Here is a 15,789-nt window from a genome sequence, read left to right on the forward strand (position 1 = left end):
CGTTTTCCAAACCTCCAACTTGACTAGATCGACAATATTCTCGCCAGATGATACAGGGACATATTGGGCTGATGTGTTCCTGTAAAAGCCTCAGCAAAATCAACTCCCATCACTTCACCTTGACGAATGACAACCATTTGATCCTTTCCACCATTGATTAATAATTCTACAGCCTTTGCTCCCATTCGGCTAGCCAAAACTCGATCAAAAGCAGAAGGTGATCCACCACGCTGTACATGTCCAAGAACCGTTACTCTTGTTTCCCAACCGGTTTCTTTCTTGATAAAACTACTGATCTCTTGAGCACTTCCCACACCTTCAGCGATTAAAATAATACTATGTTTTTTCCCCCGTTCATAGCCTCGCTGAAGTCGGTGAATCAAGTCCTGTCCATCATAAGGTGACTCGGGAATAAGAATCGTTTCAGCTCCACCAGCTAAACCAGCCCAAAGAGCAATATCCCCTGAATCACGTCCCATGACTTCAACTACATAGGTTCTCTCATGAGATGTAGCAGTGTCTCTGATTTTGTCAATTGATTCAATGACAGTATTGATTGCCGTATCAAATCCAATGGTAAAGTCAGTCCCCAAGATGTCATTATCAATCGTACCAGGTACACCTACGGTAGGAAAACCTAAAGCCGTTAACTTCTCCGCCCCTCGAAATGAACCATCTCCACCAATAACCACTAACCCATCTATTTGGTTCTTTTGAAGTTGATTTACTGCCTGCTTTCTTCCTTCTTCTGTGAGAAATTCCGGGCAACGAGCACTATATAAAACCGTTCCCCCTCGATGAATAATATCTCCCACTGAACCTAAAGATAGGCGTTTTAAATCCCCTTGAATAAGACCCGTGAAACCACGGTAAACACCATAAATGTCGATCCCTTGGTAAACACCACTTCTTACAACAGCACGAATAGCTGCATTCATTCCCGGTGCATCTCCACCACTGGTTAGGACTGCGATCCGTTTCATGACTACCACCTCTTATGAAGAGTAACCCAACCCATAGGGACAAAACACGTCCAATATGAACAAAAAGATAGAAACCGATGAGGCGGTTTCCAAAAAATCATTGCATACAACTTTTTTCTTCTGTTTAAGCAAACTTTTGAACGATCGCCACTTATTTTATGCTGATTTATACAAAAGCAGCAGTGGTATACTGCCCAATTTTAGCAAACTTTTTATAGCGGTCTTCAATTAATTCTTCAGGTGTTAGAGGTAACAGTTGATTTAAATGATCCACAATCGCCTTTTTAATCAGTGTTGATTGAAGTTGTGGATCACGATGGGCGCCACCTTTTGCTTCGTTAATGATTTGATCAACCACACCCAAGCTTTTTAAGTCAGCTGAAGTAATCTTAAGCGCTTCTGCAGCCTCCTGTGCTTTGGCAGCATCTCTCCATAAAATGGCTGCCGCTCCTTCTGGTGTGATTACTGAGTAGTAAGCATGCTCCAACATGAGTAACCGATTTCCTACACTAATGGCCAGTGCACCCCCACTTCCACCTTCACCCGTCACCACACAAATGATTGGAACAGAAAAACCTGCCATTTCACGTAAGTTTCGAGCAATCGCTTCACTTTGACCCCGCTCTTCAGCCTCCACTCCAGGGTGAGCGCCTTGTGTATCAATGAAGCAGATAATGGGTCGCTGAAACTTATTTGCTTGTTGCATCAGACGAAGTGCTTTTCGATATCCTTCAGGATGAGGGAGTCCAAAGTTCCGTGCTATTTTGTCTTTAGTATCTTCTCCGCGCTCATGTCCAATCACAGTTACGGGTCGACCATCTAGTTTGGCAATTCCCCCCACAATTGCGGGATCATCTCCATATAAACGATCTCCATGAAGCTCCATAAAGTCAGTAAAAATCGTACGAATATAGTGCATAGTTGTAGGACGACTTAAATGCCGGGTAATTTGCACTTTTTGCCAAGTAGAAAGGTTCCCATAGATCTCTTCTTCCAAGCGAGCGGCTTTTGCTTCGAGAGTTGCAATTTCACTAGATAAGTCAATGGACTTTTCCTTGGTAAAAGCTCTAAGCTCATCAATTTTTTCACGTAATTCCATCAGCGGTTTTTCAAATGATAAATACCCGTTTTTCACTTTTTAGTCCCTCCCGTAAGCGTGAAACTCTAAAATCTGGATCAGCGTATCACGCAATTCGAGGCGTGGAACCACTTGATCAAGTTGTCCATGTTTCAGTAGAAACTCCGCTGTTTGAAAATCATCTGGAAGCTTTTGGCGTACCGTTTGTTCAATCACTCGTCTACCAGCAAATCCAATCAAAGCACCCGGTTCGGCAATATTAATATCCCCTAAAGAGGAAAAGCTGGCTGAAACACCACCCGTTGTTGGGTTAGTTAAAACCGATACAAATAAGACTTTGTTTCGATTCATTTTTTCCAGCGCTGCACTTGTCTTAGCCATTTGCATCAGTGAAAGAACCCCTTCTTGCATCCGTGCCCCGCCCGAAGCAGAAAAGAGAATAAAAGGATACTTTTTGGTGACAGCCTGTTCAGCTGCTCGTGCGATTTTTTCACCGACCACTGAACCCATACTTCCCATACGGAATCGAGAGTCCATAACCCCGATCACAACAGGGTATCCTCCCATCGTTCCCTCTCCGGTCACTACAGCCTCTTTTAAGTTCGTTTTCCTTTTATCAGCTTCTAGTTTTTTCGTATAGTCAGGAAATTCCAAGGGATCAAGGGATATAAGTTCAGAATCATATTCAAAAAAATGATTCTGATCAACAAGTGATAGAATACGCTCAGGCGCAGACATTGTATGATGATAACCACAAGATTTACATACCTTTAGGTTTTTCTCTAACTCTTTAGAGATACAAATGGTTCCACACTTTGGACACTTTTGCATGATTCCTTCAGGAATATCCTTTTTAGCTTGTTCAGAAGGAATGGTTGCATACTTACGCTGTTTACGAAACAAATTCTTTAACACAATAACACCCCATCCGAGTGCAATTGGATTGTGAACACAAGTCAGTTCAGTTCCAAGTGGTTATAGAGATTCCACATATTCAACTTCACTCTTGATGACTCGTCCACAAATTACACTCTATTCTTTAAAAAGTCTAGTTATCCATTTATAGAGTTGTTCGTATGAGAAAAAGAAGAATGCAGTAAAAGATAAACGGATCTAGAGAGTTTCATTATGCATCAACCCATTGAGATGCAACTGTAGAAACAGTTATTTATGTAACAATCTATTTTCACATAGTCGTTCCATAACATCGATAGCCAACTGTCCTTCTTGATTTGAAACTGCTTCTACCAACTGCTCGTATAATCGAATCGTATCCTCACTAATCTTAACGATATTTTCATACCCTTCCGTTTCAATCGTTTTAACATAATGAACAATTGGATACCAAATGCGAGTTAATAAATAATTATTTGCCATTTTGATCAGAAGCGCATGAAATTCCTGTAAAGCTTTGTTGGGTTGAATTCCTTTGATAACCATTTGCTTCATTTCATCCAACAATTTTTTTAGTTCCATTAGCTCTTCTTCTTCTCTTCGTTGTACAGCTAGTTGAATAGAACCTACTTCAAGAAGTTCACGCATCTCTAATAAATCTTGTCTAGACTTGATATCTCGTAGAATATACCCAGCGAGGAGATCTACAAGATGATTTTTATGATGTGGTTGTAAAAAAGTACCTTCTCCTCGTCTTGTCGTAATAATTCCTAATAGCTCAAGTGATCGAAGCACCTCACGAATGGATGAACGACCTGCCTGTAATCTCTCTGAAAGCTCTCTCTCTGAAGGGATTTTATCTCCAGGTCGCAAACCATCTTCTTCGATCAAACGATTAATTTTTCGCAAAAGAAATTGAAATTTGCTTGCACTGGCTTCCGTAACCGTCACTGATTAGCTCCACCTTTATACGATCTTTAGGTTGTTGACACCGTAGATGTTAAGCGCATGGTTTTTTCATAAACCTCTTCAGGGCTAACATGGAGACGAGCTTCACCTGTTTCCATCGCAGACTTTGCCACTTCTGCGGCTACATGTGAAGCCACCCTTGGATCAAAAGGTGCTGGAATAACATAATCTGGAGACAACTCATCTTCCTGAATAAGATTGGCGATCGCGTAAGTAGCAGCGATCTTCATTTCTTCATTAATCTGACGTGCTCGAACATCAAGAGCTCCACGGAAGATCCCTGGAAACGCCAACACATTATTCACTTGATTGGGAAAATCAGAACGACCCGTTCCTACAACTTTTGCACCTGCTGCAATGGCTTCTTCAGGCATAATCTCTGGAATAGGATTAGCCATAGCAAAGATAATTGGATCATTATTCATAGATTTTACCATCTGTGGAGTAACAGCTCCAGCGACAGAAACACCAATAAATACATCTGCACCTTGAATCACATCAGCCAGTTCACCTTGAAGTCGATCCGGATTAGTAACTTGAGCGATTTTTTCTTTTACTGGATTCATTCCAAATTCGCGTCCTTCATAGATCGCCCCGCGGCTGTCGCACATAATCACATCACGAACCCCCATACGCATCAGGAGTTTGATGATAGCAATTCCTGCCGCTCCCGCTCCACTAGCGACAACACGAATTTCCTCTAATTTTTTGCCTACTACTTTCAAAGCGTTAATTAAACCAGCTAAGGTAACAATAGCGGTCCCATGTTGGTCATCATGAAAAACGGGGATGTCTAGCTCTTGCTTCAGTCTCTCTTCGATCAAAAAACAGTTAGGCGCTGAGATATCTTCCAAATTAATCCCACCAAATGTTGGGGAAAGTAATTTCACAGTCTCAACAACTTTGTCAATCTCACTCGTATCTAAACAGAGTGGAAAAGCATCCACTCCCGCAAATGCCTTAAACAAGACAGCTTTTCCTTCCATTACAGGCATCGCCGCATGAGGACCAATATTCCCTAATCCCAATACAGCTGTTCCATCAGAGATAACTCCTACGAGGTTTCCTTTCATCGTGTAATCATAGATCATATCTGGTTCAGAATAAATCTCACGACAAGGCTCAGCTACTCCTGGAGAGTAAGCCAAGCTAAGATCATAAGGACTATTTACAGGTACTTTTGATTGTACCGTCAGTTTACCTTGATGATGACGATGCATATTCAAGGCCTCTTCGCGCATGGTTGACAAGGATATCGCTCCTTTTTTGGCTTCTTCTCCAGTGGTCTGACCACCAATAGCTATCATTATACCAAAAAGGGGGCAGAGATGAAATTGAAATGTTCTCTCTCCCCAAAGATCAATAAAAAAATTCCCGTCACCTTTTTTGACGGGCTCCTATAAAGATGATGTTTATTGTATGTTATTGATCAGGATCTATCAATCGGTGGAGCTGTCGATCTGCGATATAACGATCCGTATCAGGGTACTGGTGAGCGATTCGAGATGAAGCCGCCGCAGCGATTCCTGCAACAATATCGTCTAAAAAAACATGAATTAATTGATCATGGTTATTTAGATCCTTCATAACTCCTAATTTACTTTTATCCAAATATCCAAAACTAGTTAAACCGATCGTTCCATACACATTGATAATACTTAAAGCCAGGATTTCATCAATTCCATATAGTGGCTCATCGATTTCCATCATCGTTTGTAGAGGCTCAGGAAGCTTTTTTTCTTCTGCTAATAGATCAAGAGAAACCCCAGTAATAATCGCATGTTGTACTTCTCTCTTTTTTAGAACCGCATGTACACTCTCTACACAGGTTTCCATTTTCAGGTCATGGTTATACGGCTTTTGTAATTGATATACGACTTCAGCCATCGACTCTATGCTGACCCCTCGCTGGGCTAGCAACTGGATCGAATGTAGATAAAACAATTTGATCTCCTTCTTTCCATTCCTTCATCACAGTCTAGTAAAGTTCTTTGCTCTGTACTTTAAGCTTTTCTCAAAGCGAATCAATGACTGTTTCCAATGCTCAACGAACATACTCTATCCAAATCCCTTCGGGTCGTTATTTCTCTGCCCCACTCTCGTAACGTGTTCGCAAAATTCATTCGTCAGAGAAACATCTCCCCTCCTAAGTGGATGGAATGGAACAAAAATATTTTGACTAAGTGGAGTCACTTCATCAAGTCTTTGTTTTAAAGCGAATTCCACCTGTTCCCACCATCTTTTCTAACTGCTTTAAACACTCTTCGGTGGGTTGAATCCCATATTTTTCTGTGGGTAAAGCTAATACTTGATGTGTTCGCTCATAATAAAGATAAACCAGTGTACTTCCTTTGTATGACAATAAATATTTTTTTAACCCTTCTAAAACTGCTGGCGTTTCTTTGTCGGGGGGAATTCGTATATAAGCAACTTGTTGATCCATATTCGATCTAAATGACTTGGGAGGAGCCTTGATCGGCAGTTGCGATAACTCAATGACTTCATCAACAATCAGCTTGATCCCATCCTCATGATGGTTGACATGCCCTTTCATCCAAACAGGGGTATCCATGTGTAAAAGTGTTCTGACCCGAGCGTAAACCTTTGGAAATATAACCACTTCTAACAAACTGGTCTGGTCTTCTATTTCCGCAAATGCCATAGGATCTCCTTTTTTTGTTTGAATCGCTTTTACACGAGTAATAACCCCTGCTAACGAAACAGTTTCACGCTCTCGTAGCTCTTCCAATTGGCCCAATCGATGTGTTGTTTGCGATAAGATTACTTCACGGAATTCATCTAGCGGATGTCCAGAGATATAGATCCCCAATAAATCTTTTTCAAGCTCCAGTTTTTCTTTTTGCGTGTAAGGACTAACTGGGATCAGATCAAGCTCCTCATCCAGATCGAGTGAAGAATCTAGTGCCAGATGGAGTTGGTGACGGGAAGTGAAACGATGCTGCGAAGTAACTCTCTCTAATACTTCATCTAATACAGCTAGTAACTGTGTTCGATGACCGGGTAAAGAATCCAAAGCCCCACATTGAATCAAAGATTCCAAAACTCGTCGATGGCAAAGTCTCAGATCGATCCGCTGACAAAAATCAAGGAGGTCTTGAAATTCCCCCTCTCGTCTTGCTAACAAGATTGATTGGATCGCTGAGGTACCTACATTTTTGATAGCAGCCAAGCCGAAGCGAATCGCACTATCATCCACCGTAAAGTTCATCTCACTCCGTTGGATATTGGGAGGTAAAATGCGAATCCCCATCTGTTTCGCTTCTTCAACATACTCCGCTAACTTGTTTTGATTGCCTGTCACCGTTCCCAGCAATGCCGCCATGAATTCAAGAGGATAGTTAGCTTTTAAATAAGCCGTTTGATAAGCCAATACACCATAGGCAGCAGAATGACTCCGATTAAAGCCATAATCAGCAAATCGAACGATTAAATCATAGATCTGGTGACCCATTCTTTCTTCATATCCTCGACGAATACAACCATTCACAAAGGCTTCACGCTGTTCAAGCAACAACTCTTTTTTCTTTTTGCCCACGGCTCGACGTAACAAGTCAGCTTCTCCTAAGCTAAAACCAGCCATCTTCGCAGCAATTTGCATAATTTGCTCTTGATATACAATAATTCCGTACGTATTTTTTAAGATCTCCTCTAAATCGGGATGAGGAAAGGATACTTTCTCTAAACCGTGTTTGGCCCGAATAAACCTAGGGATTTGTTCCATAGGACCGGGCCGGTACAATGCTAACACAGCAATAATATCCTCAAATACAGACGGTTTAAGCTCTCGCAATACTCTTCGCATGCCAGCTGATTCCATCTGAAAAACGCCTGTTGTTTCTCCTTTACTCAATAAATCATATGTTTTGGCATCCTCATATGCATGCCCCTCAAATGAAACACGAAAACCTTTTCGCTGTTCAATCATCTGAATAGCTCGTTCAATCACCGTCAAGTTACGCAAACCGAGAAAGTCTGCTTTAAGAAGCCCAATCTCTTCTAATACTTCCATCGGATATTGGGTTAATGCGATTCCGCCACTTCCTTCTTGTAGAGGAACGACATCCGTCAATGGCTCCTGTGAGATCACCACCCCAGCCGCATGCGTAGATGCATGACGAGGCATTCCTTCCACTTTGCGAACTGTTGTTAACAACTGAGCGAACTGCGGATGAGCTTCTAACTTCTTCAACTCTGGCTCCATTTCAAAAGCACGCTTCAATGTCATCCCCGGACTTGCGGGGATCATTTTAGCCACTCGATCAACATCCTTATAAGGAAGTCCCATCACCCGTCCCACATCACGAACTGCTGCTCGTGGAGCCATTGTTCCAAATGTAATGATTTGGGCCACTCGATCTTCTCCATATTTTTCGCTCACATATTGAATCACTTCATCCCGACGCTCATAGTTGAAGTCGATATCTATATCTGGCATACTCACTCGCTCAGGGTTTAAAAAACGCTCAAATAACAAATGATATCGAATCGGGTCTACATCTGTAATTCGTAATACATAAGAGACTAAACTCCCAGCCGCAGACCCCCGTCCCGGTCCCACAGCAATACCTTGTTCATGAGCAAAACGGACAAAATCCCAAACAACAAGAAAATAATCGTTAAAACCCATACGATCAATCACAGACAACTCATAATCCAAGCGTTGTTGTACTTCCTCTGTGAGGACTCCATACCGTTTTGTAGCTCCCTTCTGACACTGTTCCCGTAAATAGGTCTCAGAAGTGTAACCATCCGGCACTGGAAAATACGGGAGTAAACGTCCTCCCAATGGAAGATCTACCTGACATCGTTCAGCAATCTTAACTGTATTGGCAAGAGCCTCAGGCACATAGGCAAACTGAGCATTCATCTCCTCAATCGATTTCAGGTAAAACTGATCACTATCAAAGCGAAGCCGATGATCATCAGACAGCTTTTGACCAGTTCCAATACATAGGAGACAATCGTGAACCTCATGATCGGATGACTCTGTATAATGAACATCATTCGTTGCAATAAGTGGAATATCCATCTCTTGAGACCAAGCAACTAATTGTCGATTCACCTTCTGTTGTTCCTGAAGTTGATGGTCTTGCAACTCAAAGAAAAAATGGTCTTTCCCAAATATATCAATATATTCCTCTACCAATCGTTTCGCTTCCATCCATTCATCTCGTAACAGAGCTTGTGGAATTTCACCAGATAAGCAGGAGCTTGTGGCAATTAAACCTTTGGCATAACGACGTAACAATTGTTTATCAATACGCGGACGATAATGAAACCCGTGAAGTTGAGCTTCCGTCGCCAGTTTCATTAGGTTTTGATAACCTTCATTCGTTTCTGCTAATAACAATAAATGATAATTCTTCTGTTCTTTAAGGGAAGGTCGGTCACGATAATCCCCACTCGTCAGATAAACTTCACAGCCGATAATTGGCTTAATCCCCTCTTTTAAACAAGCTTTATAAAAAGGGATGACTCCGTACATCGCACCATGGTCGGTAATCGCCAGTGCTTTCATCCCTTGTTCTTTTGCTTTACGCACCAAATCTTCGATGCGGGCAGCTCCATCTAATAAACTATATTCCGTATGGACATGTAAATGAACAAATGAATGCTGATCCATTTCTGGCTCTCCTCCCATCTTCTCCCTCTTATTATACCGAAAGCACTTTTGAATGCGAACATGTCTTCTGACCTCATATTCTTTGGCCAAGCCTCATATAGTTTTAAGAGTGAAGATCGATATAAAGGCGGGTCAATTGATGGAACAACATTTTTGGACAACAGCGATTTTAGATTTTCTGATCGCATTAGGTGTGGTGATTGGTGGAGTTGTCTTTGGTGGATTAGGAGCATTTCTAACGGGTGATTACCCGATGGAGCGAATGATGCGTCTAGCTGAGCATTTGAAAATATGGGCGATGGTTGCAGCGATCGGCGGAACGATTGATATGATTAAAGCACTAGAAGTAAATATTCTTGGAGGGCAAATCAATCAAGCTTTTCAACAAATGATCTTTGTCCTTAGTGCATTTATTGGTGCACATACAGGTACAATCTTAGTCCATTGGCTCATTAAAGGTGAGATTTAAACCATGCACCGCAGACGGATTCAGATTCTAAAACAAAATGGGCGTTCTCTAGTCATGTTTCTGATCGGTTTGTGTGTCGGAGGTGCCCTATTCTTGTTTCTATTCGCTCAAAAGCTGGATAGTCTGTACCTTGAACGAGAAGCCATTTACTATGCCAATAATCAAAAGTATAAAGAAATCCAAAAACTCCAAGAAGAACTAACCAAATATACCCAGCGAGGAGCCCAGTCCAAAGAAGATCACATTCAAAAAATCGATATCATCGTTTCCAGTGACAGTAATTTCGGAACGGAAACCTTGCGTGCTAAAACAGAGAAAATGTTAGAACCTTTTTTGGAGAAGACTGGGGAATGGGTAAGTAGCAATCCGGATTTAATCGACCTTGTCTTAAAACAACAGCGAATCGCTGTCGATGAGGAGAAAAAAATCGTCTATGAAGTAAGGGTTAAATACCTTTCTTTTTACCGTTCTACATTAAAAGTGTGGATTTTTGCCAAAGATATTTCTAACGATGGTGTGTCAGATTTAAGCCAATAGTATCATCCAACTTTTTTTTGAGATAAAATAAAAACATGACTGAAAGGGGGAACCTCCATGATTATCAATCGTCGAGCTATCGCCAGAGAAAAAATAGAAATGCTTAAAAATGGTTACTCTACCTTTGCTGATTCAGAGGAAGTAGCCCAATTAATCAAAAAACAAATTAGCGAACTCAACATGGTGGTCCATATAGACCAAACACCTCAAGGTTGTTGGTTTATCCCCAAATCTAAATCGTAGCAACCATTTCACTTATTTTGTGATTTGCGCCTATCATTCGAGGAGGCGCTCTTTTTTTAGGAGGACTTTTATATGATGAATTTTGTTGGGATTCTGATCCTTGTCATCACCGGTCTCACATTGTTTGGCACTTTATTCTATAGCATTATGTCTAGAAGAACGACCGGTACGACAAAACAACTTTACCGCTCCTATATGAATATGAGCATGGGAACTTTATTTGTCTGCATTGCTGTGATCCAATGGAGTCTACCTGGTTCTTCATGGTTACGGCTGACTCTCATCTTTTTGATCTTTGCTCTTGGTTTAATCAATGTATATTACGGCTTTAAGAACTGGCGTTACTTCCGGCAAACGTCTGAAAAACAGTAGGCTTTTGCGTCAAAAATCCGATCTCTACCTGCTTCTGTCTTGTAAACGATTCCAAGACAGATGAAACGCCGACTTGAGTAAGAAGATCAAGTCGGCGTTTTTTATCGTTCAATGGTTTGTGCAGTTAACAACGCTTTCGCCACTACTTGCGAATCGATCAATATTTCGACATCGATTTTGACCAGCTTTCTTCCTAAGTCAAGTAAACGAGGGATGATCTCCACTTCACTCTCTAATTGGATCGGCTTTAAGCTAAATAGAGTAAAGTTCTGTACAGCCAAATCATCTCTTCGCAAGCGACGCAACATACGTAGCGATGTTTCAGTCATCAAAGATGTTAATACCCCTGTACTAAGGGTCCCCATCGCATCTGTCATCTGGGGATTAATCTTTCCTCGAAATACAGTTTCTCCTGAACGCTGATACTCTTCAAATCCCCGGAAGCTAAGCTCCTGAATCGTTTCCCCTACTTGTGGCTGTTTTTGCATGTATTGTAATGACTTAATCACATCCTGTCGGCTAATCACCCCTAATAAACGCCGTTGATCATTCACTACAGGTAGCAACTCAATCCCTTCCCAGACCATCTCATGAGCGGCCGAAGCTAGGGACGTTTTGGGTGTCACTACAATCGGATTGCGTGTCATTGCTTTCTCTACTTTTTCTTCTGGATGATATCCCATCACATCTTTGGTCGTAATCATTCCCACCACTCGATCTTGATCATCCACAACAGGATAACGACTATGCTCTGTATGATGAACCAACTGATGAAAATGTTCGATCTTATCATGAATCGTCAGATATGTAGGAGTGTGTTCCTTAGTGACCATATCTTCCACCATCAAAATCTCTTTTTTAATTAACCGATCATAGATGGCACGGTTAATCATAGAGGCAACGGTAAAAGTATCATAACTACTAGAGATCACAGGAAGCTCTAACTGATCTGCTAATTCTTTGACTTGATCAGTAGCATCAAACCCACCCGTAATTAAAACAGCTGCTCCATGTTCAATCGCAATTAGTTGGGCATTATCCCTATTCCCGACGATCAACAAATTACTCGGTTCCACATAACGCATCATCGCCTCCAACTTCATCGCACCAATAATAAAACGATTCAGCGTTTTGTGAAGCCCTCCTTTTCCTCCTAAGACATGACCATCTACGATATTAACTACCTCTGCAAAAGTTAATCGCTCTATATCTGAACGTTGTTTCTTTTCGATCCGAACCGTTCCTACCCGCTCAATCGTATTTACCAACCCTTGAACTTCGGCTTCTTTAATGGCACGATACGCCGTACCATCACTCACTCCCAAATCTTTAGCAATCTGACGAACAGAAATTTTATATCCCACATCCAAACCTTCAATATACTGGAGGATTTGCTCATGCTTAGTGGTCAACACATTTCCCTTCTTTCTTGCAGCATCTGTTATACGTCATTATATACCAAATAAAGATACAGAAAAAAGAAAAGAGCATACTTCTTTCAAAGTACCCTCTCGTTTTTATTATACAGACCTTTTATATTTGTTTATACAGCTTTATCGGAGTTTTAGATTGTCGTTGTCGACTTCGTACATGCCGACTCTGCTGTTCAACTTCTAGCCACTGTCTTCGGCGCTGCGCTTCTTCACGATGCTGTTCTCTAAGATCGGATTGCGTCAACCGTCTCCAATTGGCAACAATCGTCAAATGAACAAGTAGCAACCAAACCATTGAAAAAATAGCACGGGAATCCAAGCTCATCTCCAAAGGTATTTGGGGCCCACCAACAGCCAACAATCCAATTCCCGAAACTACTAAAATACCATATTTATTTTTAAACATTCCCGAAACCTCCCCGGCGGCAGTCTAAGCCTTACTTATCTTTATGTACAAGCAAGTCTAGACATGCAAAAAAAAGAGACGGTTTCCGGAGCCGTCTCCACCAAAGGGGGTTTTCATCCTGTATATATATTAAAAGATAACCATTACAACCAGGTTACAGAATATTTACAATTACATTATTATATTGATGATTTCATCGTTTGTTTGAGGAAAGGTTGATTACTCTACTTGAACATCTTTAGTCACATATGAATTCAAATCCCCTCGAGTCGCTGTTTCTCTGTCTCAGACTCGTAACGGATCCGCAAAAGTCGTTCATCTAAGTATATAGCGCTTTAATCGAGTCTATATATTCTCTATTCACCTCCATCTCCAGTTAATATCGCCATCAAAATAAACTGCGGGTAAGTAAATCCCCTTTTTCCTGTTTTCATCATCAACAATAAACCAATTGTGATCATCCAGCCATTCCTCATTATACTTCTCTTCTACAAATTCGTTTTCCTCGTCAATAAGACCCTCAAAAAAATCCTTGAATTTCTCCAGCTTTTTAGTAGGTATTATCTTTCCATTCGTCCACAAACCTTCGACACTAATATCTACTATTTCTCCTAAACATTCATTTAAAAAGTAAAGCTTCAACACTCTCACTCCTTAGGCAAAACCTTAATATATTGGCTAGGAACTTCCCCTTTAATCAAATATTCATTATCCCTCTTAGTCCAACTAATGGCTCTTTTTTCCAAAAATCAGAGGAAATAACATCTCTTTCTATTAACTTTTGTACTTGTTTTGGGGAAAGTATAACAACATCCTTTACTTCTCCAGATTGTATCGCTTTCCTTAAAGTAGAAATATCTAATTCAATAGCATTGTCTCCATAATTACCAATCACATTTTTGTTATTAGTAAAACTAGTAAAAGGACTATTAGACTTAGCCCCTTTTCTATAACCTCCCAAAATATGCTCAGTAACAGTCACTTGTCGACCTTTATATAGTCCATCCTTATTAGCTGGAACTAAATTGCCTGAACTTGATATATGAGGCTTACCGATTCCATTTGGTCTTGTAGGAGAATGGAGTAAGCTATCACCTCTATATAGATTATTGTTTCTGTTTACAGAAACATTATCTATACCCTTAGATGTATTTTCTTCTAGACTCATTTGATTCTTTCCATGCTCTCTAGCCCCTGAACCTAAATATTCCTTTAACACTCCAACTTTCCGATCAATCGTAACAACAGCCTTTTGCCGATTCGCTGCCATCAACTCTTGTTGTTGGAAACCTTTGATACATTCTTGAGCGGCTTGACAAAACCCCGCAAACAATCGTTCAAACTCTACAAGTTGTTGTTTTGCTCGTTCATACGATACTGGATCTTGATACATCTGGAGTTGTCTTTTGAGTTTAAAGTGTTTTTGTTGTAATTGTTCATGGGTTTTCTTTAAGTGCAATTGCATTTTCTGTGCTTCTACACTCATATTTTGACTAAATTGAGTGAGCGTGCGCTTAAATTTTTCTAATGCCTCCAATGAAACATGGGCATCCATCGCCTCACCTACTTTTGTAAGGTTACTTAGAAGTGGTATTTGTAAGCGACTTTTTTGTTGATCAGTTTGAAAAGTTATATATTTAAATTTTCATATATTATGTAATATTGGCAACCGTATTAGGGATTTACAAGTTTTTTATCGATTTAATCAATAATTTGAGCCTTCTTCTCATTAATCAGTAGTATTGATATATTCTAGAGCTTAGGAGCTTGATGTTCACTCTCCATGTGCTTGTGCATTGCAAAGAAGAAAAGAAGTCCTCTCCATCCTTCGATTCCGGGAGGTTGCAAACGGTATAGAAGCATCTCAAGGAAGGGTTGCCCCCACTTTTCCTCCATCGAAGGGGTTCTCTAAATATGTATCAGTCAAAGTATGGTCATTTAAATTCGGCAAATGGTCTAACTGTTATTCTGTTTTCTTCGAGAATGAGAGTTTACTTAAACCTACTTGTCCATGAGTACCTATAAGGTGTGTACAAAGTTTTAATAGTCACTGTGATATTCATTTTGGATGACCATTACTTTTATTTTATATTGATTTATTATTTAAAATAAGAGTAATATATAGAAAATAGTGACAACCTTAGAATAACAGTACAGGAGCGAGATATTAAATGAGAAAATTGGTTGCTGTTATTTTCACAATTACAATTATATTCTGCTTCCTTATTCCGTTTGAATCTTTTGCTTATAACACATTCAATCAACACAAACTCAAAGGAGGGGTAGGTGCCTATGGTAAAGACACACAATACTATTATATTGATTCCACAGCAGGCAGCCAAGAAGAGCGTATTAATTGGTCATTTAATAGCTGTCATACCACATCCCGATTAGGTATAACTACTCCGATTTCCTTCCGTAGACAAGCAGGTTTGAGTAGTCCTGTAATAGATATTTACCAATATAATGATCTTCCATCCAATTATCTTGCTTATACAGAAATGAAACTTATAGGTAGTGGAACCATTGATCCTTATAAACAAAATTGGGACTACGGCAGAATTGTTTTAAATACCCCTGGATACAGTACACTTTCCGACTTTAATCGCCGAGGTACTATCGGTCATGAGATTGGTCATGCAATGGGGCTAGCTCACACCACGGCTTCTACATTCATCATGACTCAATTAGGTAGTGGTCGTACAGTAAATCAACCCATGGGGAATGACCTAGCTGGTATCAACTTTTTATACTAGGGAGA

Annotated in this window: 16 protein-coding genes; 5 read left to right on the forward strand and 11 right to left on the reverse strand. The window is 40.5% G+C overall.

Features of this window, described 5'->3' with window-relative positions:
- Positions 1-23 precede the first annotated feature (23 nt).
- From pfkA to EDD58_RS01895, 7 genes are all read right to left on the reverse strand, one after another.
- Positions 24-983 (reverse strand): 6-phosphofructokinase, encoded by a 960-nt coding sequence (gene pfkA / locus EDD58_RS01865; RefSeq protein ID WP_131923139.1) that lies wholly within the window; start codon positions 981-983, stop codon positions 24-26.
- A gap of 166 nt (positions 984-1,149) precedes the next feature.
- Positions 1,150-2,082: an acetyl-CoA carboxylase carboxyltransferase subunit alpha gene (locus EDD58_RS01870; RefSeq protein WP_131923423.1), complete on the reverse strand. Its 933-nt coding sequence runs from the start codon at positions 2,080-2,082 to the stop codon at positions 1,150-1,152.
- Positions 2,083-2,121: 39 nt separating this feature from the next.
- Positions 2,122-2,976: an acetyl-CoA carboxylase, carboxyltransferase subunit beta gene (accD, locus tag EDD58_RS01875; protein ID WP_131923140.1), complete on the reverse strand. Its 855-nt coding sequence runs from the start codon at positions 2,974-2,976 to the stop codon at positions 2,122-2,124.
- 249 nt (positions 2,977-3,225) lie between these two features.
- On the reverse strand, positions 3,226-3,906 hold the full coding sequence (locus tag EDD58_RS01880; RefSeq protein WP_131923141.1) for a FadR/GntR family transcriptional regulator: 681 nt from the start codon (positions 3,904-3,906) through the stop codon (positions 3,226-3,228).
- A 26-nt stretch (positions 3,907-3,932) separates the two neighbouring features.
- The gene (gene ystJ / locus EDD58_RS01885) at positions 3,933-5,174 is read right to left on the reverse strand and encodes an NADP-dependent malic enzyme (RefSeq protein WP_279389085.1); all 1,242 of its coding nucleotides are present in this window, start codon (positions 5,172-5,174) and stop codon (positions 3,933-3,935) included.
- Positions 5,175-5,346: 172 nt separating this feature from the next.
- A complete protein-coding gene (locus EDD58_RS01890) occupies positions 5,347-5,868 on the reverse strand; it encodes a phosphatidylglycerophosphatase A (RefSeq protein ID WP_131923143.1) in 522 nt (173 codons plus the stop codon).
- 253 nt (positions 5,869-6,121) lie between these two features.
- Entirely contained in the window at positions 6,122-9,586 is a 3,465-nt protein-coding gene (locus tag EDD58_RS01895; protein ID WP_243648613.1) for a DNA polymerase III subunit alpha, read from the reverse strand.
- A 121-nt stretch (positions 9,587-9,707) separates the two neighbouring features.
- Between EDD58_RS01895 and EDD58_RS01900 the strand changes: the two genes are divergently transcribed.
- The 4 genes from EDD58_RS01900 (at position 9,708) to EDD58_RS01915 (ending at position 11,189) form a co-directional block, all read left to right on the forward strand.
- Positions 9,708-10,037, forward strand: a complete 330-nt coding sequence (locus EDD58_RS01900) for a YtrH family sporulation protein (protein ID WP_131923144.1) — start codon at positions 9,708-9,710, stop codon at positions 10,035-10,037.
- A gap of 3 nt (positions 10,038-10,040) precedes the next feature.
- Positions 10,041-10,574, forward strand: coding sequence for a hypothetical protein (locus EDD58_RS01905; RefSeq protein ID WP_131923145.1), 534 nt, complete (start codon positions 10,041-10,043; stop codon positions 10,572-10,574).
- 57 nt (positions 10,575-10,631) lie between these two features.
- Positions 10,632-10,817, forward strand: a complete 186-nt coding sequence (locus tag EDD58_RS01910) for a YtzJ family protein (RefSeq protein ID WP_131923146.1) — start codon at positions 10,632-10,634, stop codon at positions 10,815-10,817.
- Between the two features lie 72 nt (positions 10,818-10,889).
- Complete coding sequence (locus EDD58_RS01915) at positions 10,890-11,189, forward strand: YtpI family protein (protein WP_131923147.1); 300 nt, start codon at positions 10,890-10,892, stop codon at positions 11,187-11,189.
- A gap of 101 nt (positions 11,190-11,290) precedes the next feature.
- On the opposite strand, the gene EDD58_RS01920 is transcribed toward EDD58_RS01915, so the two are convergent.
- From EDD58_RS01920 to EDD58_RS15085, 4 genes are all read right to left on the reverse strand, one after another.
- Positions 11,291-12,601, reverse strand: a complete 1,311-nt coding sequence (locus tag EDD58_RS01920; protein WP_131923148.1) for a DRTGG domain-containing protein — start codon at positions 12,599-12,601, stop codon at positions 11,291-11,293.
- 121 nt (positions 12,602-12,722) lie between these two features.
- On the reverse strand, positions 12,723-13,028 hold the full coding sequence (locus tag EDD58_RS01925; protein ID WP_131923149.1) for a hypothetical protein: 306 nt from the start codon (positions 13,026-13,028) through the stop codon (positions 12,723-12,725).
- A gap of 360 nt (positions 13,029-13,388) precedes the next feature.
- Positions 13,389-13,670 carry a hypothetical protein gene (locus EDD58_RS01930; protein ID WP_131923150.1) on the reverse strand — a complete coding sequence of 94 codons (282 nt, stop codon included), beginning with the start codon at positions 13,668-13,670 and terminating at the stop codon, positions 13,389-13,391.
- Positions 13,671-13,725: 55 nt separating this feature from the next.
- Positions 13,726-14,583, reverse strand: coding sequence for a hypothetical protein (locus tag EDD58_RS15085; RefSeq protein ID WP_243648614.1), 858 nt, complete (start codon positions 14,581-14,583; stop codon positions 13,726-13,728).
- 616 nt (positions 14,584-15,199) lie between these two features.
- Between EDD58_RS15085 and EDD58_RS01940 the strand changes: the two genes are divergently transcribed.
- Positions 15,200-15,784, forward strand: a complete 585-nt coding sequence (locus tag EDD58_RS01940) for a matrixin family metalloprotease (protein ID WP_131923151.1) — start codon at positions 15,200-15,202, stop codon at positions 15,782-15,784.
- The last annotated feature ends 5 nt before the right edge of the window (positions 15,785-15,789 follow it).

The sequence above is a fragment of the Hazenella coriacea genome, assembly GCF_004341825.1.
Classification (GTDB): Bacteria; Bacillota; Bacilli; order Thermoactinomycetales; family Thermoactinomycetaceae; genus Hazenella; species Hazenella coriacea.

Coding starts and splice junctions, on each gene's coding strand:
- pfkA (WP_131923139.1), bottom strand. CDS start 983: ATGAAACGGATCGCAGTCCTAACCAGTGGTGGAGATGCACCGGGAATG.
- EDD58_RS01870 (WP_131923423.1), bottom strand. CDS start 2,082: ATGGAATTACGTGAAAAAATTGATGAGCTTAGAGCTTTTACCAAGGAA.
- EDD58_RS01895 (WP_243648613.1), bottom strand. CDS start 9,586: ATGGGAGGAGAGCCAGAAATGGATCAGCATTCATTTGTTCATTTACAT.
- EDD58_RS01900 (WP_131923144.1), top strand. CDS start 9,708: ATGGAACAACATTTTTGGACAACAGCGATTTTAGATTTTCTGATCGCA.
- EDD58_RS01905 (WP_131923145.1), top strand. CDS start 10,041: ATGCACCGCAGACGGATTCAGATTCTAAAACAAAATGGGCGTTCTCTA.
- EDD58_RS01910 (WP_131923146.1), top strand. CDS start 10,632: ATGATTATCAATCGTCGAGCTATCGCCAGAGAAAAAATAGAAATGCTT.
- EDD58_RS01915 (WP_131923147.1), top strand. CDS start 10,890: ATGATGAATTTTGTTGGGATTCTGATCCTTGTCATCACCGGTCTCACA.
- EDD58_RS01925 (WP_131923149.1), bottom strand. CDS start 13,028: ATGTTTAAAAATAAATATGGTATTTTAGTAGTTTCGGGAATTGGATTG.
- EDD58_RS15085 (WP_243648614.1), bottom strand. CDS start 14,583: ATGGATGCCCATGTTTCATTGGAGGCATTAGAAAAATTTAAGCGCACG.
- EDD58_RS01940 (WP_131923151.1), top strand. CDS start 15,200: ATGAGAAAATTGGTTGCTGTTATTTTCACAATTACAATTATATTCTGC.